This is a genomic window from Verrucomicrobiia bacterium (genome assembly GCA_035946615.1).
Classification (GTDB): Bacteria; Verrucomicrobiota; Verrucomicrobiia; order Limisphaerales; family UBA8199; genus DASYZB01.
The window spans coordinates 24,844-47,105 of the sequence record DASYZB010000109.1; the positions used below are offsets into that span (position 1 = coordinate 24,844).

17 protein-coding genes and 1 riboswitch are annotated in these 22,262 nt (G+C 58.7%); of the genes, 14 read left to right on the plus strand and 3 right to left on the minus strand.

The features are described 5' to 3' along the window. Positions 1-244 precede the first annotated feature (244 nt). The 13 genes from VG146_15730 to VG146_15790 all read left to right on the plus strand — a co-directional run bounded on the left by VG146_15730 (position 245) and on the right by VG146_15790 (position 10,811). Positions 245-2,233, plus strand: coding sequence for a PAS domain S-box protein (locus VG146_15730; protein HEV2393803.1), 1,989 nt, complete (start codon positions 245-247; stop codon positions 2,231-2,233). 4 nt (positions 2,234-2,237) lie between these two features. Then, positions 2,238-2,801 (plus strand): response regulator, encoded by a 564-nt coding sequence (locus tag VG146_15735; GenBank protein ID HEV2393804.1) that lies wholly within the window; start codon positions 2,238-2,240, stop codon positions 2,799-2,801. Beyond that, the gene (locus VG146_15740; protein ID HEV2393805.1) at positions 2,798-3,541 is read left to right on the plus strand and encodes a response regulator transcription factor; all 744 of its coding nucleotides are present in this window, start codon (positions 2,798-2,800) and stop codon (positions 3,539-3,541) included. Before VG146_15735 ends, VG146_15740 begins: the two co-directional genes overlap by 4 nt. Beyond that, positions 3,535-4,185, plus strand: coding sequence for a response regulator transcription factor (locus VG146_15745; protein ID HEV2393806.1), 651 nt, complete (start codon positions 3,535-3,537; stop codon positions 4,183-4,185). Before VG146_15740 ends, VG146_15745 begins: the two co-directional genes overlap by 7 nt. A 352-nt stretch (positions 4,186-4,537) precedes the next feature. Continuing rightward, a complete protein-coding gene (locus VG146_15750; GenBank protein HEV2393807.1) occupies positions 4,538-4,984 on the plus strand; it encodes a hypothetical protein in 447 nt (148 codons plus the stop codon). A gap of 31 nt (positions 4,985-5,015) precedes the next feature. Beyond that, complete coding sequence (locus tag VG146_15755; GenBank protein HEV2393808.1) at positions 5,016-5,591, plus strand: hypothetical protein; 576 nt, start codon at positions 5,016-5,018, stop codon at positions 5,589-5,591. An 84-nt stretch (positions 5,592-5,675) separates the two neighbouring features. Further along, entirely contained in the window at positions 5,676-5,828 is a 153-nt protein-coding gene (locus tag VG146_15760) for a lmo0937 family membrane protein (protein ID HEV2393809.1), read from the plus strand. 224 nt (positions 5,829-6,052) lie between these two features. Further along, a riboswitch (cobalamin riboswitch) is annotated at positions 6,053-6,219 on the plus strand. A 211-nt stretch (positions 6,220-6,430) separates the two neighbouring features. Then, positions 6,431-7,453 carry a hypothetical protein gene (locus VG146_15765; GenBank protein ID HEV2393810.1) on the plus strand — a complete coding sequence of 341 codons (1,023 nt, stop codon included), beginning with the start codon at positions 6,431-6,433 and terminating at the stop codon, positions 7,451-7,453. Between the two features lie 4 nt (positions 7,454-7,457). Beyond that, positions 7,458-8,246 carry an ATP-binding protein gene (locus VG146_15770; GenBank protein HEV2393811.1) on the plus strand — a complete coding sequence of 263 codons (789 nt, stop codon included), beginning with the start codon at positions 7,458-7,460 and terminating at the stop codon, positions 8,244-8,246. Continuing rightward, a complete protein-coding gene (locus VG146_15775; protein ID HEV2393812.1) occupies positions 8,243-8,770 on the plus strand; it encodes a DUF6580 family putative transport protein in 528 nt (175 codons plus the stop codon). The genes VG146_15770 and VG146_15775 overlap by 4 nt, the downstream gene beginning before the upstream one ends. 35 nt (positions 8,771-8,805) lie before the next feature. Next, on the plus strand, positions 8,806-8,970 hold the full coding sequence (locus VG146_15780) for a DUF1289 domain-containing protein (GenBank protein HEV2393813.1): 165 nt from the start codon (positions 8,806-8,808) through the stop codon (positions 8,968-8,970). Beyond that, complete coding sequence (locus VG146_15785; GenBank protein HEV2393814.1) at positions 8,967-10,070, plus strand: ABC transporter substrate-binding protein; 1,104 nt, start codon at positions 8,967-8,969, stop codon at positions 10,068-10,070. The genes VG146_15780 and VG146_15785 overlap by 4 nt, the downstream gene beginning before the upstream one ends. A 6-nt stretch (positions 10,071-10,076) precedes the next feature. Next, the gene (locus VG146_15790; GenBank protein HEV2393815.1) at positions 10,077-10,811 is read left to right on the plus strand and encodes a prepilin-type N-terminal cleavage/methylation domain-containing protein; all 735 of its coding nucleotides are present in this window, start codon (positions 10,077-10,079) and stop codon (positions 10,809-10,811) included. 73 nt (positions 10,812-10,884) lie between these two features. On the opposite strand, the gene VG146_15795 is transcribed toward VG146_15790, so the two are convergent. The 3 genes from VG146_15795 to VG146_15805 all read right to left on the minus strand — a co-directional run bounded on the left by VG146_15795 (position 10,885) and on the right by VG146_15805 (position 13,361). Beyond that, positions 10,885-11,691: an ATP-binding cassette domain-containing protein gene (locus tag VG146_15795; protein ID HEV2393816.1), complete on the minus strand. Its 807-nt coding sequence runs from the start codon at positions 11,689-11,691 to the stop codon at positions 10,885-10,887. After that, positions 11,691-12,551, minus strand: coding sequence for an ABC transporter permease (locus VG146_15800; protein HEV2393817.1), 861 nt, complete (start codon positions 12,549-12,551; stop codon positions 11,691-11,693). Before VG146_15800 ends, VG146_15795 begins: the two co-directional genes overlap by 1 nt. Before the next feature lie 66 nt (positions 12,552-12,617). Further along, complete coding sequence (locus tag VG146_15805; protein ID HEV2393818.1) at positions 12,618-13,361, minus strand: ComF family protein; 744 nt, start codon at positions 13,359-13,361, stop codon at positions 12,618-12,620. 429 nt (positions 13,362-13,790) lie between these two features. On the opposite strand from VG146_15805, the gene VG146_15810 reads away from it, so the two are divergent. After that, positions 13,791-22,262 (plus strand): hypothetical protein (locus VG146_15810; protein ID HEV2393819.1); only part of this gene is annotated, 8,472 nt, incomplete at its 3' end.

A 22,262-nucleotide genomic window follows, 5' to 3' on the forward strand; every position in this document is an offset into this window, starting at 1 on the left:
TTTCAGATGTTTGGCAGGATCGACGCGCTCGAAAAGTAGCCCAGGTTTCAACCTGTTGTATCACCGGCTTCCAGTTGGCCGGTCGTCGGCATGCCGCAGCGCTGCAGATTGGAAATGATTGGACATCGGCGATACAGCAGGGTCAAACCTGCCTTGCACGAGTTCCGCAAATGCCTCCGAGGGGGAAACACCCCACGGTTAATCCCAGAATACCAGCGCGCGCCTTCTCGGTTAAGGTTGTGGGGTGGAAATCAAAGCTCGGAAACGGCCGCCACGGAGGGGCAACCCGCAACGCGCGCGCCAACAGGAGCGGCCGAAGCTCGAAGAGGCCTTGCTGCTGCAGAATCAACTGCTCGCCGCGCGCGACTATGCCGAAGCGGTCATCGAGGCGGTGCCGCCTTTGTTGGTTCTCGACGAAAAACTGCGCGTGCGGACGGCCAACCAGTCGTTCTGCAAAGCTTTCAAAATTTCCCCACGCCAGACCCTCAACCGCCTGGTGTATAAATTGGGCAATGGGCAGTGGAACATTCCCAAGCTGCGCACCTTGCTGGAGGAGGTGCTGCCACGGAAGAAGTTTTTCAAAGAATTCGAAGTGACGCACGAGTTTGAAAGCATCGGCCAGCGCACGATGCTGCTGAGCGGACGCCAGGTGGATCACTTGCAGAGAATTCTGCTGTTCATAGAAGACATTACTGAGCGGCGGCGGGCCCAGGCCGCCATCCAGGTCTCGGAGATTCGCTACCGCCGCCTCTTTGAAGCGGCCCGGGACGGAATTCTGATTCTCGATCCCACCACCCGCAAAATCACGGACGCCAATCCGTTCATGTCGGAATTATTGGGCTACCCTCGCGGCGAATTGCTCGGGAAGGACCTTTGGGAAATCGGCTTGCTGAAAGATGAAAAGGCGAACCAGTCGGCTTTTCGGGAGTTGCAAAAGAAACATTTCATTCGCTACGAGGACCTGCCGCTCCAAAACAAAACGGGTCAGCGCCGCGAGGTCGAGTTTGTCAGCAATCTCTACGATGAAGGCGGGCGGAAAGTCATCCAGTGCAACATCCGCGACATCACCCAGCGCAAACAGGCCGAGGAATCGCTGCGGAAAAGTGAGAAGCGGTTTTACGCCATTTTCAGCCAGGCCACCGCCGGGATAGCGCAAACGGATATGAATGGACGCTTCACACTCGTCAATAAATGTTACAGCGACATTGCCGGGCGCACGGCCAAGGAATTGCTCGGCTTGCGAATGCAGGACCTCGTCCACCCGGACGACCAGGCCCGCAACACAGCCCTTCTGAAAAAGCTAAGAAAGGAAGGCGGGGGATTCTCCATCGAAAAGCGCTGCCTGCGACCCAACGGAGACATCGTTTGGGTGCGCAGCAGCGTTTCCTGCATCAATCACGCTCCCGCTGGCGAGCAATACTTTCTCGCAGTGACACTGGATATTACCGAGAACAAGCGGGCGGAGCGGGCGCTCTTGGATGCGAAAGACGAGATTGGGCGCCGCGCCCTCGATCTGGAGGAAGTGGTCGCGGAACGCACCAGTGAGCTTCGCAAAACCATTGGCGAACTGGAAGGATTCTCCTACAGCGTCTCGCACGACATGCGGGCGCCGTTGCGGGCCATGCAAAGCTTCGCTCAATTCCTGGTGGATGAATACGGCAGCAAGCTCGATGAACAAGGGGTCGATTATCTGCACCGGATCATGCGCTCAGCCGTGCGGCTCGATCGGCTTATCCAGGATGTTTTGAGTTACACCAAGGTTCTCCACTCCAACCTCCCGCTGGAGCGGGTGAATCTGGACCGCCTGGTGCGCGACATGGTTGAAACCTTCCCGAACGGACAGCGTATCAAACCGGAGATTCGCATCCAAGGCACGCTGCCCCAGGTGATGGGCAACGAGGCGCTGCTGGCCCAGTGCGTCTCCAACTTGCTGAGCAATGGCACAAAATTTGTTGCGCCCGGAACCACGCCACGTCTCGAGGTCTCGGCCGAAAAGGTGGAAGACGCCTCCATACGGGTATGGTTCAAGGACAATGGGATCGGCATTGCCCCCGAAAATCACGAGCGCATTTTTCGCTTGTTCGAGCGGATTCAGCCGGCGACCGAGTACGAGGGAACCGGCATTGGGCTGTCCATCGTGCGAAAGGCGAGCGAACGCATGGGCGCGGAGATCGGTTTCGAATCGGAACTGGGCAAGGGCGCCCGCTTCTGGATTCAACTACAGAAGGCATAAAACCGTGAAAACAGTTCTCCAGGTCGATGACGATCCCAACGATGTCTTCCTTCTGCGGCACGCGATGACGAAAGTCGGCGTTGCTAATCCCATCCAGGTCGCGAGTGACGGACAGCAGGCCATTAACTATTTGCAAGGCTCCGGCAGATTCGCTGACCGCGAAGAATTCCCGTTTCCGTGCCTGGTGCTGATGGATTTGAAATTGCCTTACGTGATGGGGCTGGATGTCCTGCGATGGATTCGCCAGCAACCCGGGATGGCCTTGACGGTCCTCATGCTGACCGCCTCTGGTTCAGAGGCAGACATTGTGGAAGCCTATCGCCTGGGCGCCAGTGGGTTTCTGACCAAGCCGTCCGAAGCGAGCAAGCTTGAGGAGATGGTCAAAGCCATCAAGGATTTCTGGCTGACACACAACACGCTGCCGCAGGAGCCTGCGCTGGAAGCTCCCTTGGAACGAGTCGTGTGGCTCGCCCATCCATCCCTCACCGGTTTTGCGCCGAAGCATCGGTCACACGTTAATGGGGTGCGCCGACCAAAGCGGTCCCGCTATCTCAAAGGAAGCCTATGAAAAAAATCACTGTCTTGCTCTCGGACGATCACGCCGTTTTCCGCGAAGGGCTGCGGTCTCTGCTGAAAGCAACCGACGACATCGATGTCATCGGGGAGGCCGAGAATGGCTACCGGGCAGTGGGCGAGGCCAGAAGACTTCAGCCGGATGTGGTCCTGATGGACCTCGCGATGCCGCTGTTAAACGGGATGGAAGCCGCCCGGCGGATTGCCCGGAAAGTTCCTGCCGCCAAGGTGCTTATTCTCTCCACCTACAGCGACGACCAGCACGTGCAACAAGCCGTCGAGGCGGGGGCTGCGGGTTATTTAACTAAAGAATCCGCTTCCGAGAGTCTGCTGAAGGCGATCCGCGAGGCATTCAAGGGAAACGCCGTCTTCAGTCCGCCCATAGCCAGCCGCTTATTGAAACAGTGGCAACACCGCAATCTCAAATCCAGTTCACCGGCCCGCCCGGCTTTGACCAACCGCCAAATGGACGTCTTGCAATTGATAGCCGAGGGCCTGTCTGGCAAGGAAATTGGCCGCCTGCTCTCTGTGAGCCTTAAAACCGTAGAGAAGCACCGGCAGTCTCTCATGGATAAGCTGGATATTCATGAAATCGCCACTTTAACCCGCTATGCGGTTTCCAAAGGTGTCGTGGAATCCAACTTCGCCCCAATTAACCGGCCAGGCGCATCGGCGCGCTCGCACCTGCGCGCGCCCCCTGGAGGGCCGCACCCAGGCGCCCGAAAGCAATCATGAGGATTCTTTTAGTGGACGATCACACCGTCGTGCGCCGTGGGTTGAAGCAGATATTGGCCGATGAGTTTAAACAGGCGGCCTTCGGCGAGGCAGGCAGCGCCCAGCAGGCCCTCGACCTGGTTGGGAAGGAGCACTGGGACATCGTTGTCCTGGACATCACAATGCCGGGGCGAAGTGGTCTCGATGTGATGCGCGAGATCAGAAACTCGCGGCCCAGGCTCCCGGTGCTGGTGCTCAGCATCCACCCGGAGAACCAGTTTGCGGTCCGTGTGCTTACGCTTGGCGCGGCAGGCTACATGACCAAAGAGAGCGCCGCCGAGGAATTGGTGGGGGCAGTCAAAAAGGTGCTCGCCGGGGGCCGCTACGTCAGCACGGCGCTGGCGGAAAGACTGGCTACGAATCTTTCGAGGGACCGGGTAAAACCGCCTCAGGAACTGCTCTCCGACCGGGAATTCCAGGTCCTGCGCCTGATCGCTTCGGGCAAGATCGTCAGCCAAATCGCCGCCGAGCTTGCCTTGAGCGTCAAGACTATCAGCACCTACCGCACCCGTATCCTGGAGAAAATGGGCCTGAGAAACAACGCCGAGTTGATGCACTACGCGATGCAGCATCAGCTCGTCGAAATGACGTTGGGCGCGCAATGAACACCATCCAAAAGCGTTGCAGCCTGCACGACAAGCCCCGCCGCGCCATGCACTTTGCACGGTGGACAAGAGGTTTCAACTGGCCGCTGAAAACCGTTCGACCACCGGTTGGCGACCCGTGTCAGCGGGGATCGCCAAAGGACATTGTTGCTGGCAATGGGGTTGCGGGCTTTTTGCAGGGAGCCCGCCTGGAGCTGCTTTCCGGTGCGGTGCTGGGAAGCGAACGTGGCACACCCCACGCTAATTGGATGGCACGGGCACGAAGGGGCCCTATATGAAAAGGCGGCCGGATTACCGTTACTAAGAGCCAAAACAAAAGATTAGACACTGAGGATTCACGAAGATCACAATTATGAACAATAAGATATTAACTCTCGCACTGCTTTGCGCTGCCGCTTTTGCGGTGGGATGCAATAAAGAGCAAACCACCTCTCAACAGCTCGACAATGCCCAGACGGAAACAAAACAGGCCGCGCAGGACATGAAGGATTACACCTACGCCCAAAAATCCTCCTTCGTCGAGAAAATGCAAGGCCAGTTGGCCGCGCTCAATCAGGATTTGGACCAGCTTTCGGCAAAGGTCGAAAGCTCCAGCGACGCCGTCAAGGCCGATGCCAAGCCCAAACTCGAGGGGCTGCGCAACCAAACGGCGCAGTTGAGCAAACAGCTTGACGGTGTCAGAAACGCGACCGAGTCCACCTGGGACAGCGTCAAAAGCGGTTTCGAAAAAGCCTACGAATCATCGAAGGACGGGTTCAGCCAGGCACGCCAGTGGGTGAGCGACAAAATCGCGCCATGAGGCGGAAGGGTTTTATGGAGAAAAGCTGCATATGAAAACAACAAACTCGGGAATGATTGAAACAGTAAAAGACAAGATCGTGACCGCGATCAAAGGCACGGGAAACATCGTCCAGGCGACAGTGGATACCGTTGCTCAAATCCTCGCGACCACAATCAAAGACACCGGAAAGGTGGGCACGTCGGTGACGGGTGCCATCGCCAACGTTGCCAGCGGCGCGATCCGCGCCGCGGCGCAGATTGGCGTGGACCTCACGCAGGCGGCCAAAGGGATCATGCTCGGGGTGCTGCGCGGCACTAAAGAGACAGGCACGGCGGTCCTGGACGCCATCAGTCATACGGCACAAGTTGCCGTGCGAGATACGGCCAAGGTCGGAGGCAACCTCGAGGCTGCGGCCACGGGTCTCGTCCAGGGGGCGATCCAGGGCGCTAAGGAATTAGGAGTCAATGCCGAGGAGGCCGCCGCGGCCGCTGCCAGCGGCGCTTTGAAAGGCGCCGGGGAAGTGGGTTCGACGGCGGTCGAGGCGGTCCGCAAGGCGGTGAGCAAACCCATCAATGGCGTCAGGGTGGCGCTGAAAGAACCCGAGATGGTTGTGTCCGCGAATTAATTTTGGCGAACCCCAGCCGACGAGCGTCTGGAAGCGCGCGTCGGCGGCGGGTTCCAAGAACAAAACGGAAAGGAAAAACAAATTATGTTATACACAATTGCGGTCGTCCTGATCCTCCTGTGGCTGCTGGGTCTGGTTACCGGCTACACGATGGGCTCATTTATTCACGTGCTGTTAGTCATTGCAGTCATCATGATCCTGGTCAACCTCATTTCCGGTCGCAGACGGCTGCTCTGAGACGCTGCAAACCGAACCTGACGCCTCGGATGCCCTTCCGAAGAATCGTTGGTCCCCTTGAGCTGACGATCACTAATCTCCAGACGGACTCCGACCACAGAAATATTTTTGCGCTTTCCGGCATGTCCATGCAGAACAGCGGCGGCGCGAAAAATTTTCTTGGCTTTTTGGGGGAACCCATTTTAACTGGCGCTGTTCTTTGAAAGTGATGGACCTTTGGGTTCATCATCTCGTCACAACCAAATGTCAGGGAACCCCGTGTGAATCGGGGACGGTTGCGCCACTGTAACGGGTCACAGACTCCCAAAGCCACTGGTCCACCAGGCCGGGAAGGCGGGAGCGAGGTTTTGAGCCCGAAGTCAGGATACCGGTTTGGCTGTGCTCGTCACGACCCCGCTCTGCGGGATCAACTTCTCCGTCAAAGAGAAGGATGAGGCCAGCCTGTTCCGTGAGTGCGGGATGGGATTCGCTGAGTGCCTTCATTCTCCGTTTTGCCGAGGGGTTTGAAGGTTTTTCATTTCAAGAACCTGCAAACTTCGCGCTGGTCTCTCAACTCAACCGTTCCGCGAATTTTTTTTCGGAACAGAAATGAAAGATCAGCCATGAAAAAAATCCGCCTGCTGGCAATTGCCGGCCTGTTCGCGCTGCCCGCCGTCCGCGCGGCCACATTCACTGAGAGTTTTTCCACCAATCCGTTGCAAAACGGTTGGCAGGTTTTCGGCCAGACGAATCTGTTCAAGTGGGATTCGGTGGGTCAAAATCTTGCCGTCACTTGGGATTCAGCGCAAACGAACAGTTGTTTTTACCATCCCCTGGGGACCATTCTCGCCCGCGACGACGATTTCAGCGTCGCGTTTGATCTGCGGCTCAATGACTTTATGGCTGGTGTGGACCCACAGATGCCCAGCACATTCCCATTGTCAGTCGGGCTGCTCAATCTGGCTCAAGCCTCACAACCCGGTTTCCTGCGCGGCACCGGGTATAACTCCCCTGACCTGGTCGAGTTCGCCTTTTTCCCTGATCCGGGCGGTTCTTGGATATATGGGCCGTCACTCACGGCGGTCATCAGTGATGCGACCGGTTTCAACTACGCATCCGGCGGTTATGCCCCAGACAGTCTGACGACCAACGACCTTTACCGGGTGAACCTGGCTTATACTGCCAGCAACTCCAATCTGGTGATGACCATCCTGCGTAACAACCAGATGTTTGTTTCCAATTGCATCGCCACGTTGGGAGCCAGTTTTACGGATTTTCGCGTCGATGCCATTTCCATCAGCAGCTACAGCCAGGCAGGACAGGATACAACCATTTATACCAATGCCGACGGCAGCACGATTATCTACGCAGGGTCGCTGCTCGCGCACGGCGTGGCGGACAATTTTGTTCTCACCCTGCCGACGCCGCCGGTGCAAAATTTGACCGGCGCCCTCAGTGATGGCCTGTGGCAGGCGCAATTCACCAGCCGCAGCAACTGGCTTTACACGCTTGAACGCACGACGGATTTTGTTTCGTGGACGGACGTTTCTCTTGCCGCCAGTGGCAACGGTGCGAATCTGGTTTTGCAGGACACGAATGCGCCGGCAAGCCAGGGTTTCTATCGCGTGCGCGCCCAACGCCCATAATCGCATGACCAAAGAGAAAATCCTTTTTTGTTGGAGCGGCGGCAAGGATTCCGCATTGGCGCTGAACCGGCTCCGGCAGGACAACCGCTACGAAATCGTTTCGCTGCTCACAACCTGCAACGAGCATTTCCAGCGCGTCTCGATGCACGGTGTCCGGCTGGAGCTGCTCGACGCGCAGGCCGAAGCCATCGGGTTGCCGCTGGAAAAGGTCTTTGTCAGCCAGCGCAGCTCCAACGAGGAGTATCAACAAAAAATGTCCGCGTGCTTGCTCGCGCACAAGGCGCGCGGCGTGAGCGGTTGCGCGTTCGGCGACATTTTCCTCAAAGACCTGAAGCGTTGGCGCGATGAAAACCTGGCAAAAATCGGTATGCGCGGGATTTACCCGATTTGGAAAGTGGATTCGCGCGAACTCATTCAGGAGTTTTTTGCTCTTGGCTTTCGCACAGTCATCTGCTGCGCCAACGATGCCTATCTTGGCGAAGAAATGGTGGGGCGCAACATCGACGAAGAATTCCTGCGCGCCCTGCCGCCGGAAGTCGATCCCTGCGGCGAAAACGGTGAGTTCCATTCGTTTGCTTTTGCGGGTCCGGTTTTCAAGCAGCCGGTGAAATTCGAACTTGGCGAGAAAGTTTACCGCCCGGTTGAAGTGACCCATCCGAGCGATTCGACTTCGGCCTACGTTTGCCCGGCTGCTCCGCGCCGCACCAAAGGCTTTTGGTTTTGCGATTTGTTACCAGACAACACAACAGAAGAAGTTTTAACCGGCCACAAACCGGAAAGGAAACAGATATGAACAAAAGTAGATTCATCGTGCTCGCGGGAATGATCCTGGGAGCGGCCGCCTCGCGTTTGATCCCGCATCCCCCAAACCTCACGCCCATTGCCGCTATCGCCCTGTTTGGCGGCGCGCAGTTCGCAGATAAACGCGTTGCGTTCCTGGTGCCGCTGGCTGGGCTGCTTTTGAGCGATCTCGCTTTAGGATTTTACGCGATCACCGCGGTGGTTTATGCGAGCTTCGCGCTCACGGTTTGCCTTGGTTTTTGGGTGCGCCGCCACCGCTCCGTGCGGCGCATCGCATTAGGAGTCCTGGCAGGGGCAATTTTATTTTTCGCGCTGACGAATTTCGGCGTTTGGGCGATTGATAGCTTGTACCCGAAAACCCTGGCGGGCCTGATCGATTGTTATGTTGCCGGCATCCCCTTCTTCCGAAATATGCTATTGGGTGATTTGCTCTATTCGACGCTGCTCTTCGGGGGATTCGCCCTCGCAGAAAGCCGTTTTGTCCTTCTGCGCGAACCTGCGTTGGGAGTCGTCTGATGACCATCGAATCCCCCTGTATTGACGTCTGCCTGATGTCCGAAGACAAAACGGTCTGCATCGGCTGTTTTCGGTCGTTATCTGAAATCGCAAACTGGGGTCGCTTGACCGATGCCGAAAAGCTTCGTGTCATCGCCGCTGCTCGAGCAAGACAGTCGGCCTCGGAACGCAAGAAGACGCCATTTGAGCAAGTCCTATGAACCCTGCGCGCATTGTTTCCTTTCTGCCGTCGGCGACGGAAATGGCATACGCCCTTGGCCTTGGGGACCAGGTCGTTGGCGTCTCCCATGAATGCGACTTTCCTCCAGACGCCAGGACAAAACCGGTCGTGGTTCGGTGTTCGTTGCCGGTAGAAACGATGAGCCTGCGGGAAATTGATTCTGCGGTTGCCGAATGCATCGGCCAGGGCGGCAATCTTTACGAGGTGGACCAACAGGCCATCGCGCGGCTGGCGCCAACGCACATTCTCACCCAGGCGCTGTGCCAGGTCTGCGCGCCCTCCGGCGGCGAAATCGCGCGCGCCCTCAAAGCGCTGCCCTCCAAGCCCACAATCCTCTGGTTCACGCCCCATAGCATCGAGGACGTTTTCGACAACCTTCGCGAACTGGGCAAGGCCACTGGCCGTTCGGCCAACGCCGAAGAACTTGTCACTTCCGCGCGTGTGCGTTTGCAAAGAGTCACCGACCTGACGCAAACGGCGTCGCATCGTCGCGTTTTCTGCCTCGAATGGATTGACCCATATTACTGCAGCGGCCACTGGGTGCCGGAGATGGTCGAACTTGCCGGCGGCCAGGATGCGCTTGGGCGCAAGAAAACTGATTCCGTTCGGACCAAGTGGGCGGACATCGCGGCGTGGGCGCCGGAAATTCTAATCGTGTCGCCCTGCGGTTTTGGCATCGAAAAGGCCACAGAACAGGCGAATTTGCTTTTGCAGCAGCCGGGCTGGAGCGAGCTGCCGGCGGTCCGCGATAACTGTGTTTTCGCCGTAAACGCCAACGCCTATTTCGCCCGGCCCGGCCCGCGCCTGGTGGACGGAGTGGAACTGCTCGCGCATCTGTTCCACCCGGAACTGTTCGACTGGAACGGCCCCGCAGATGCCTTTCGCGCAATTCCAACATCGAGTGCCGGCGAATCCAAAAGCCGAATCAAAACTTGCCCCCTCTGCGGCCACGCGTTCGTGTGCAAAATGGGCGGATGCTGGTGCGATGATTTTCCACCGCTCCAGCCGTCTAGCGCGCCCGGGGCGGCTTGCCTATGTCGTGCGTGTTTGGGGGAAGCGGTTGAACGCGTGCGGCGCTGAAAGATCATGAAGCGGCGCGCCTTCACATTGATTGAACTGCTGGTGGTGATTGCCCTCATTGGGATTCTTGCGGCGCTGCTGCTGCCGGCGCTGGCCAAAGCCAGGGCATCGGCCAATCGCGCCCGATGCGCAAGCAACTTGCGTCAACTGGGCGTCGCCACGCAACTCTACTGGAGTGACAGTGGAGGGAATTGCTTCACTTATTTATACGGCCCCACTAACGGTGGTCAGGCCTATTGGTTCGGCTGGATCGGGCCGGGACCCGAAGGCCATCGGCCCTTTGACTTGTCGGTTGGGAAATTATTTCCTTATCTCAATGGCAGCGATGTGCGGCTTTGCCCGGCACTTGACCCCACGTTGGCGCAGTTCAAATTGAAGGCCACCAATGTGGTGTTCAGTTACGGTTACAATAACTATCTCTCGGTCAGTCTCAGCCAGGCGCCGATAAATTGCAGCCGAATCAAGCGGCCAACAGAAACCGCTTTGTTTGCTGACGCCGCGCAGGTGAACGATTTCCAGGCGCCGGCTTCGCACAGCAATCCGATGTTTGAAGAATGGTATTATGTGGATAACACAGTGAATTATCCCAACGGCCATTTCCGCCATGCTCAAAAGGCCAACGTCACTTTCTGTGATGGGCATGTGGCGCTGGAATCAATGCTGTCCGGTTCGCTGGACACAAGATTGCCCAACCAATTCATCGGCAGATTGCGCCCGGAAATCTTAATCCTGCCACCGTGAGAGCGGCATTCATTCAGGATTATTGCGCCGCGCCTTCCTTTGCTCTGGGCGGGCTTGGCCTCGCGCTGAGCCGTCAGCCTGGCGTTCCTGAATTCCCCTCCCGTTCTGTCATCAACAATTCCTGCACCAGCTCGCCACTGGCCTCTTCGACCTGTTGCCACGCGCCCAGCACACGGAACTGTTTGCCCTCGATGATGGCAAATTGATGCGCCCGGGTTTTCCAGGGGCGCAAGTCTGCAGTCGTGGCAACCAGGGTCATGGCCTTTCCGCCGAACAAGGGATGGCCTTGTAACAATTTGTCTAGAAAATCCAGCCACCACTGCAAGTGCCGCAGGTCCAGCCCGGCGAGGGGATTATCCACCAGCAATATCTCCGGGCGCAGCATCAGGGCCCGGGCCAGGCCGACCCGCTTCTGCCAGTTCGGTCCGATGGCGCCCGGGGTGCTGTCGGCCCAAGGCTCCAGCTCCATCGCCTTAAGCACGGCGCGCACATCCGGTTCGGCCTCGGCTGGGGTCAGATTCCGATGGTAGCGCAACGGCAGCGAGACATTCTCGCTCACCGTCAGGTGATTGAACAATTGGCCGCCGTCGAACACCAGACCCAGGCGCAGGCGCTGGTTCAGACGCGCCTGATCGAAGATTGGCATGTCTTCTCCGAACAAGCGATAGCGTCCGCTCAGGGGCGGCAGCACGCCGCCGGTCATCATGAGGAAATCGCTCTTGCCGGAGCCCTGGAGGCCGGCTACGACCCAGTAATCGCCCGCCTGCACCGACCAGTGGATGCCTTCGGCGGCGACGAGGCTGGGGTCGAGCATTGACCCGGCGGCGACGTCCTCCATCTGGATAACCGGGAGCTGGAGTTGAGGGGCAGGCGAGTCCATCAAGTCGCGAGATAAATGATGATGAACAGCGCGTCAATGAGCACGCAGGCTATGACGCTCTGGGCGACCGCGCGAACCGTCGCATGTGACACCTCTTCGAGGTGGAGCGGTTGGGCCAAGCCATGATAACAGGTGACGATGGCAATAACGAATCCGAATACGAGCGTCTTAAGCGCCAGCAAGGCAAAATCCAAACCGCTCAGCGACACGGCCAGTTGCCGGAAATAATCAGCCGGCAGCAGCGGCACATTTTGGAGAAATGCCCAAAGATAGCCGCTGAACAACGCCCCGATGATCAAATAAACCGTCAGGGCGAACACACCCAAGGCCATCCCGATCACGCGCGGGACAACCAGGTAATGGACCGGGTCAATGCCCAGCGCTTCCAATGCCTCGACCTCGCCGGTGGCCCGAGCGGTGCCCAACTCGACCACGTTAGCCGTGCCGATGCGCGCCAGCACCAACAGCGCCGTGATGAGCGGTCCGAGTTCACGCACGACCACCAGCACCATGATTGTGCCCAGGTAATTGATGGCTCCAACGCGCGTCAGCCAGGAGACGCTTTGACCTATCACCAGCAGCCCAAGGCCGGCAGCCACAAACAAGAACATCGGCAGCAAGCGCAGGCCCGCCCGCGCCGTCTCGCGATGGATGAGCGGCCAAACCACATGCCGCGCTGAGCGGAACTTGGCGAGGATGACGCCTAATGTGATGAGCGTGAAAGCGCCCAAACCCTGGACGGTTAGCAGCAGGCGAAGGAGGCTGCGGCCCAGGTAATGCGTGAAGGTCGGTGGCAAAGGCAAACGCCACAGGGCGCGCACATGGCGTGAATCAAACGCGCTGGCATTCCCTTTTTCCACAACCCCAACGTACGTTGGCCGCTAAAACCGGTCAAAGGCAATTTCCAGGAACCAGCCTTCTAAATTTCAAATTCCGCGCGCAACTGTCCAGACACAAACTTCATCGGCGCCGCCGGCGCACAAAACCCGTGCGCAGGCGCTAGTGGTTGCGCCGGTAGTAAAGACGTCATCCACCAATAACAACCGCTCGCCATTCAGGCGGGCTCCCTTGCGCAGGGCGAAGGCGCGATTCACGTTGGCCAGGCGGTCCTCGCGGTTCAGGAGGGTTTGGGTGCGGGTTGGGAGCACGCGTCGCAGGATTCTGGTGTTCAGGGGAATTTGTGCGGCCGCGCTCAGCCGTTTGCCGAGGCGAGCAGCCTGGTTGAATTCCCGTTCCCGTTCCTTGATGGGATGCAATGGCACCGGAACAATGGCATCCCATTTGCCCTCGAGCAATCCCGGCCCTGACGCCTTGACGAGCAACTCAGCCAGGAATGGCTCGAACCAAAGCGCGCGCCGGTACTTATAGCGATGAATCACCTCGAGCACATTTCCTCGCGCCAGCACTGCTGAACGCGCCCAGTTAAAATGCCACTCACGCTCCTGGCAATTGGCGCACTCGAAGGTTGTGGTGATTGCGCCCTGATAAGGCAACCCGCAGCGCTCGCAAAAAGGCCGTTCGACCCATTGCACAGCAGCCCGGCAGTCCTGGCATAGGAAACACTCCGCCGGCCCTGCCCGCTGCTCTTGACAAATCTGGCACACCTCGGGATAGACAAAGCCCAGCCCGACGTTCAACCAATCTTTTGCTGATTCCAGCAGCCCGCTCATGCGGCTCTGCGGAAGCCTCGCGTCTCTGGCGTCTTGAGGACCAAATTCGACTGGAAGCGATTTATAGCTTTTTCAATTCTGTCTTGCACCCTTGCATGGACAGTCTCAAAACAATTTGCTTTTGGCAATCAATATGCTGTGACATAATCCTGGTTCGAGTTTTCTGTCGAGAAAGTTCTGGTGGGTTCGTTCCCATCGGCAAGCATTTTGGGCTATTTATTAGCAGCCGCAAAAGCGGCAGGACCGCGCGGCTAAAAGCGCCAGCCGGTGGAGTGTGCTGAAACGGGCCACCGGAAACCAATAATGAGACAGATCATGCCTCGAAGCCGGAGATCGCTGAGAATGCCCAATAACAAAAATTCAACTCTCGCCATCAAGCAGGAGCGAGTCGGAAACCCACAATCCTTTATGCAAAAACTAATCTCGGTTATGTTGGCCTTGACTGCCCTGGGGCAGGCGCCTCGAACGGAGGCTCAAACCTTTCTCGGCAATAACCAGCCGGGCGGCGGCTCATCCTTCGGGTTCAGCCTGGCCGCCGGCATAACCAATATATCCTTGGTGGCCACTAACTCCTCGGTGGCTTTTTCCTACCTGTACCTCAAGCGTGGAGGAAACGCCGCCCTGACCAACTACGATTTCGTCTCGCGGCTCAACCAGACCACCAACAGCATCAATCTTGAAGTGCCCGAACTGGTCCCGGCTGGCAGTTACAGCTTGTTAGTTTTTACCCCGACTAATTCGACTGCCCAGGCCTTTGCCGCAACGCTTACGACCAATCGTGCTGACGCTCGGCTCGCCTCGATGCCGATCCTTAAGCCCCTGGTCTTTTCCACCACTGGAAGCATCGCTCCGGGCGGAGCCCAGTTTTTCCAGGTCGATGTTCCGACTAATCTCCCGGGCTGGCGCGTCGTGCTCGCCTCCTTTTCAGGCACGGCCATCCCCGACCTTTACGTCCAGCGCGGTGCGCTGCCCTCGACCACCAGCTACCTCAAACGGAGCACCGGCCGCTCTATTGAGACCGTCTTTTTGGATAGCACCGACGCGACTAACGGCACCTATTTCATCGGCGTCACTGTTCCCGCCACAGGCACTGGCATGGCCACCTACACCCTTGCGGCAGAGATCGCCCCGATGGTGACACTCAACTGGGAACCCGGCTCGGCGGCCGTGCCAGTGGCGGTGTTCACCAACCAAAGTCTGTTGGGCGGCGATTATTTTTTCAAAATCACCCCACTCAATGCCGACTCGGGGGCCTGGCGCACGCGACTGGATGTCCTGGGCGGCGAGGCCAATCTCTTTCTGCGCCGAACCAACCTGCCCACCGCGACTGCGTATGATTATTCCTCCAGCCAGCCCGGCTCGGATGGCTTGGTCCTCTTGCAGAACCCCCCGGCTTCTCAGTACCAGACAGGCCAGGTGTGGTATGCCATGGTGAGCGCAAGCCCTGGGGCGCAATGGTCGATCTATTCGGGCAATCTGTTCGTTGCCCCTCTGCCATCGCCCGGGGCCGATGCCTCCAGCGGGACCAATACGTTCATTGGCCCGGAGGGGATTAACTTTTATCGCACAACCATCGACTCCAACACAATCGCCTGGCGCCTGGGGTTGGGCGGACTGACCAATAACCTCTTTGTACACCAGGGCGCCACCGCCTTTACCAACTCCGCCAGCTATTATGATTGGAAACAGCCGGGCCAAATCCTGCTGGCGCCGCCTTATTTGAAATCCGGAACCGAGTACTTCGTGACGGTCGCCGGCACAAACAATCAGCCATTCACCTTGGACTCAAGACAACAGCCCATCATCGAACTGCCGTTCGATTCGGCTACGAACGTGACTGCCACCGATTACGGCTACGTCACCTTTCATGTTCAAGTGCCTCCGAACCAGATCGCCTGGCAACTCGACCTGCTGGCCAGCACAGGGGACCCGTCCATCGCCGTGCGCCAGTCGGCCGTCCCCAACGAGTATGTCAGCACCGCCTTCTCGGCCACCGCCAATGCCCCCTTCGAAACGGTCACCTTGGTTCCACCGACCCTCACCGACGGTTCTTTTTACCTGACGGTCTTTGGCGCCCCGCCCTTCTCGGCAAGTCTAACCAACTCGCGCCCGGCGGTTACGGTGGTGGATTACGTTTTCACCATTACCAACGACCTGCCCGCCCGCCAGGGCTGGCGCTTCTATACAGTCACTAACATCACCTCCCAAATCGGCTCGCTGGGGTGGGAACTGCTCCTCAACAACTTTGCCCCTGGCACCGAGATAGCGGTCCGGCACAGCGCCGTCCCGGGCCAGTGGACTTACCGGACTAATTACACCCAGGGTAATTCGTCCGGGGTCACCACTTGGATTGACGCGGCGTCAGTTACGGGCGCCTTGCAACAGCCACGGCACCCGGCCGATGTGTGGTATATAGGTGTCAATAATACCAACCAGCCCTTGGGACCTTTCGTGTTGTCCGGACGCGAGAGCGCGCGCACCGATTTAACCCTTGGGCCAACCCTGAGCATCAATCAGGTGAGCGATCAGCCCGCAGGCTGGTTTCAGTACTTCCATATTGATGTTCCAACAAACGCACTGGGCTTCGAACTGCAATTGGCCAACATCACTACCGGAGACCCGCGCCTGGTGGTTTGCAAGGCCGAGTTGCCCGTCAGTCTCAATACTTGGCTGCTCACTAGCAACACTTGGTCTCCTAATACCTCGACCAATTGGCCTATTGGCGCTCAAGTTTATTATCCGAATGACTGGACCGGGTTCACCAGCGATAGCAGCGGCGCCAGCGAACAAGGCCATTTTTTCTTTGCCAGCATGGGCAACCCGCTCGACTCGGGCACCTATTACATTGGTGTCGTCAACGGCGCACTGAGCACCAATGAGATGAACTATCAACTGCTTGTGCGGGGCATTTTCACCAATGGCTCGGTGACCGACGTTGCTTTCAGCGGCAGCAATTCAGCGACGGGCCTTGCGCCGCACCGGGTGGCCTGGCACCGCGTTGTGGTGCCTACCAACTCCCCAAGCTGGAATATGCGCCTGGGGTTGGACGCGGGCGATGGTTTCCTCGTGGCGCGCAAAGATGGCTTGCCCAATTACGGCGCAACGTTCACTTCGCTGACAAACATTACCGGGTGCCTCGTACGCAAGCTCGGGGACGAGCATTTCCTGCTGCTGCCCAACCAGCCGGATACTAATCTCACCGCTGGGGCCTATTACGTAGGGGTTGTCTCTGAAGGTCAGTCGCCCTCCGGCAGCCGGGCGGGGTCCAACACATCGAGTTTTACATTCACCAGCCAGGGACCCCTGGCACTGGCCAACCTTGGCGCAGTCGATCCTCTCGGCCAGACCGCTTTGATAGCGCAGGCAACTCAAGCCGGTGGAGAAATCCTCGGTTACCAATTTACAGTCCTGCCCAATACCCCTGTCATCGAGGTGCGGCTGACCAATCGGGTCTCTAATCCTCTCATGTCGTTGCGGGCAGATGTCCAACTGGGCCGCCCGTCCGACTCGACCTACGGCAGTATCGGGGGGTGGCCGGCAGCCTGGTCGGGTCCCAATGTCCTCCGGGTGCCCTGGCCCGCAGCGGGTGTTTACACGCTTTTAGTGCAGGCCTCCAGTGTGAGCGGCCAATATACAAACACCAGCTACACGCTCCAGGTCTCGGCCGGCTCGTTCACGACCTTGGCCGCCGACAGCGGAATGATCGCTACGAACCAACCTTCCGATACATGGATGTATTTCGGGGTGCGGATTCCACCCGATGCCTTGGGTTGGGACCTGCGCCTGACCAACATCACCAGCGGTGACCCGCGCCTGGTCATTTGCCGCACTAATTTCCCTTTTGACCTCACGACGCGGACGGCCACAGGCGGTTCCTGGACTCCCTACACCTCCACGAATTGGCCCGCTGCGTGGGAAATTGCGCCCGACACCGATTGGACTGGCTATCGACTTTCCAATAAGGGGTCCAACTCCCTGGGCACGGTTTTCATGGCTGCGATGGGCAACCCGCTCGAACCCGGCGACTATGTGGTTGGGATTGCGAGCGGGACAGCCGCCCCCACCCCCGTTCCGATGAACTACACACTCCTGAGCCGCCTCATTGGGACCAATTACAGTCTGCCCATTACGCCGCTGGGGTTTAGCGGCGGGCAACTCGGCATGACCTCGACTCCTCCGCGCGAGGCAGTCTATTACCGGGTTGATGTCCCCAGCAACACGCCCAGTTGGCAAGTCAACCTGGACCTGACCAATGGCGAGGGGCTTTTGCTCATCCGCAAGGATGGACTGCCGAACTTCGGCGCAGCCATGACCACCTCGGTCACCAACCCGGCTGGTTGCAAGCTCCAGAAAACCGGCGACGAACATTTCGTGCTTCTGCCGGTCCAGCCGAGCACAAACATTCCTCCGGGCTCGTACTATCTCGGCGTCGTAAGCGAGGGGATGTCGCCCTCGGCAACGACAAGCCGGATTGGGTCCAACAGTTGCGCCTACGTCCTCCAAAGCATCGGCGTCCTGCCGCTAACTGACTTGGGCACTATCGATACGAATTTCTATTTCGCGCGCGACATCGTTCAGCCGGGTGGCTCGGTGCTGGCGTTTGATTTCAATGTCACTCCCAATTCCGCCAACCTCGGGCCTATGGTGGTGCGGATCGATACCGTGAGTAATAACCCTGCCATGACCATTCGAGCGGGTCCTCTCTGCCCGAGCACGCTTGAAAACTATGGCCGCCAGGGCGGCTGGCAACCCGATTGGAGTAACCCGACCTATAACCGTTTGGACACACTGGCCGCTGGTGGCACTTATAACCTGCTGATCCAGGCTGAAGGCGTCTCGGGCCAATACCCGGATGCCGCCTACAAACTGCGCATCTATCCTCTGGCCTATTATACCATTCCGCTGGCTTTTGACGGCGGCCAAACCAGCATCGCCGGCCACATTACAGGCGAGTGGCTCTTCTTCTCGGTTGATGTGCCGCCCACGGCGCTAGGCTGGGACATCCGCTTAACCAATATCATCAGCGGCAGCCCGCGGCTGGTGGTTTGCCGCTCCGGCTGGCCTTACGATTTAACTTCCCGGCTCACCAACGGCACTGCCTGGGCTTGGGGCGCCGCCACAAATTGGCCCATCGGCGCCCAAGCCGCGCCCGCTATCGATTGGACCGGCTACCGCTACGACATCAACCCGTTCGATGGCACGAGCACGAACCTCATCGATACGACCGGCACAGTCTTTGCCGCCGGCATAGGCAGCCCCCTCGAACCCGGCCACTATATCATCGGTGTGAGCAGCGCCCCTGGAAGCTCAACCGCCATGTCTTACTCGATCGTCAGCCGCGGCATTGGCCCCAGTTTCCTCGTTCCTGTCTCCCAGGTCAGCACCGGTTACTCCGTAGTCTCCCAGACCGGCCTGAACCCGCGCGACCCTGCTTACTTTTCGTTCAGTGTCCCGACCAACACGCCGCTCTGGGAACTTAACCTGGCGCCCTCCGTTGGAGACGCACTCCTGGCAGTACGCAAGGACGCGCTGCCAAACGTTACCGCTGCTACCAACCTGCTGGCTGCCGGCCCTGGAGGCGGCCATAAATTCCAGAAGGGCGGCGGCGAAAATGTTCTCCTGGGTGAACTGCTGGGACAGACCAACCTAACCGCGGGCACTTACTACGTTGCCGTCATCGGTGAAGGCATTTTGGCCCAACCATCAAAGGGCATCATCGGCGGCGGCACGATCGATTTCAGCATTGCCAGCACGCTGCCCTCTCCGCCGATCAACCTGGGTACCGTCCTGCCTGGGGCCGACCTGCTGGTCACCAATACACTGGATGCAGGCGCAACAGCCGCCTACCAGTTCACCCTCTCGCCAAACGCCCTCAATCACACCGTTAGCCTCGAAAGGGTTACGGGCATGCCTGTGGCGCGGTTGCGCAACGACCCGCACGTGCCGTTGAGCGCTTCGCTGTACGGCCAGGATGGAAGCTACCCGGCTATCTGGAGCGCAGTGACCAATGTCATTAACAATCCGACAAACGGCCTTTATTCGCTGGCAGTGCTGGCCGGCAACACTTCAAGCAACTGGCCGCCTCTGCAATATACTCTCCGGCTCCATGTCGAGTCGCCTCCGGGAACCCTGCCGTTTGACGGCGGCAGCATCCAGGTAAACAACCAAGCCAACGGCTGGACGGCCTTTATGATCAATGTCCCTGCCACCGCACTCGGCTGGGACCTGCGTCTCTTGAATGTCAGCAGTGGCTCGCCTGGGCTGGTCATCCGCCGTGATCAAGCGCCAAGCACTTATTCCAGTAGCGGCGTTACATTCGCCTCGGCAACCTGGCCCAGCGGAGCGCAGTTGGCCCCGACAAACGACTGGACTCTGCTCAACGAAGCCGATGGAACTTCCAGCGCTGGCCGGGTGTTCCAGGCCGGCCTGGGCAATCCGCTCCAGGCGGGAACTTATTACGTCGGTATTACAAACCTGGATAGCTCCCACCCAGCTTCCTATACCCTTGTCAGCCGCGGCATCGGTGCCGGCTTGAGCGTCCCGGTCCAGGATTTGCCATTTGCCGGCGGGAGCGCGACGGGAGTTCTTCCAGCGCGCGAAGCGGCCTGGTATCGCCTCGTCGTCTCGAATAACGTCCTGAGCTGGAAAGTCGCCTTGAACTTCGATACCGGCGACGGATTACTGCTGGCGCAGCGCGGCGCCTTGCCCAATGTGGCCGCTGCTTCGGCCAACGTTCTGACTGCCCAGAACAGCCCCGTCAATGGCGGCAAGAAAATGCAGAAACCGGGCGATGAACACCTGTTGAGCATGGCGGCCGGCGCAACCGTTCCGCTGATGCCTGGGACCTATTACCTTGGAGTTGTCAGCGAGGGTCTCAATCTGAGCAACTCTCTCGGGCGCATCGGCGCCGGAAGCGATTCCTTTACTCTTTACACCGACGGGAGCCTGCCGCCTCTGGACATGGGGTGGGTTGGGCCTTTGGATTTGCTGGGTCAAACCGTGCTCACAGGGGGTGATAGCGACACTTGGGGCTTCACGGTGCCGTCCGGTGTGCTCGCCTTGCAAGTTGTCTTTGATCCGGCCCAAACTACCGGCAACCCGGTTCTGACTATGACTTCGGGGGACTATCCGCCGGCAGCCGCTCCTTATCCAATGGCTACCCCGAACCGGTACGGCGCCGACGGCGGCGTTACCGCCCAACCGCAGTGGCTCCTAACCAATATCCAAACTGGCGTCATCACTATTCCCAACCCTTCGCCGAGCGATTTTTCCATCACCGTTCAAGCTGCTGGGTCCGGAACGAACTATCCCGATGCCAATGTCCGCTTTTGGGTGCGGGACCTGGTCATCCCCGACCTGAACTTCGATTCGACACTCAACACCAACGGCCTGGCCAATGTCGCCCAAGCCATCTTGCAGGATGGGTTTAAAGGTTACTGGCGTGTTCAGATACCCTACACCTTGAATGGCCAGCCGGTTATGGGCTGGAAGCTCAGCCTCAGCTCCCTTTATGGCACGCCCAAAATGCGGCTGCGCCGAGGCGCCCTCCCGGACGACGTCCCCGGCGACGGCACTTCGACTAATTTCCTGCGCCAGGCGGTCTGTGTCCCAGATTACCTGAGCCCCGGCACTTGGTATGTCGAGGTCAGCGCAACCGGTCTGACCGACTACACCCTGACCAGCCAGGCGCTGACTCTCGCCCAAGCGGCCTGGCAGATGCCCGCCCTGGGCCAGGTTTTTGGTGATACCGGCCCTGTGGATTTGGAGCAGGACAGCTCGGATTATTACGCAGTCATCGTGCCGCCGGGCAATGGAGGACTGCTGCGCACCGAATTGGACGCCTTCAGCGGCAATCCAAACCTCTACCTGCGCTACGCAAATCCTCCCACGCTCTCCCATAATGCCAACGGGGCCAGCGGCGCCATTTACGACCGCTTCCTCACCAACGCCTTCACCGAATACGGCAACTGGGTTCCGCTCAATGGCAAATCCGAGGTCGGGCTGACCCCCGGTGTTTGGTACATTGCCGTCCATGCCGGCTGGGGCGCCAATGTCACCTACCGCCTGCAGGTCTCGACTGGCGCCATCTCGGACCTGGCCTTTGCCGGAGGCAGCTTGGACAACCAGAGCCTGGCAGCCGGTGACTGGCGATATTACCGCGTGCAGTTGCCTCTGGACTTGCCGGATTCATGGACCCTGTCCTTAAGCGCCGACCGGGGCAGTATGGCGCTTTATGTTCGGGATACCATTCCCCCGGGGCAAGGAACCAACTCGACAGATAATCTGGACTGGAGCCGCGACCAAAAAGACCAAGGCCCGTATCCGCGTTTCCTCAACGCCGGCGCCTACACCCTCACCATCCCACCGGTGCGTCCTGGCAATGTGTACTTCCTTGGCGTGCAGGCCCTGAGTGATGCCACCTTCTCCATTCGCTCGACGCCAGGTCCCAACCTTATTGTCCTGGACGGCGTCATTCCATTTGCCGGTGGATATACTACCAACCTGATCTCTCCCAACGGTGTCCTGCGCTATCGCATTGACGTGCCCGAGGGCGCCGCAGCCTGGTCGCACACGGCCATCCACTCAAGCGGCGTTCGGCTTTATCTCGAACAGGGCACGCTACCGACCATGACCCTGTCTGATCACTGGTTCAGCAGCGGCGCGGATTCCAGCTTCGATGTCAGCCTGCTCAACAGCTCCTGGCCGTGGTTGGCTGGTTGTCACTACTTCCTTGATGTGGTCAACACCTCCGGCTCAATCCAGCCCTTTTCTTTCCAAATGAACGGAGTCGGCAGTACCAATCCAGCCCCGATAATCAGCGGGCTGTCTCTGAGCCCGGACGGCAGCAACTTCCTCTTCACCGTCAGCGCTACCGGCGGCCTGACCTACGGCCTGGAGGCT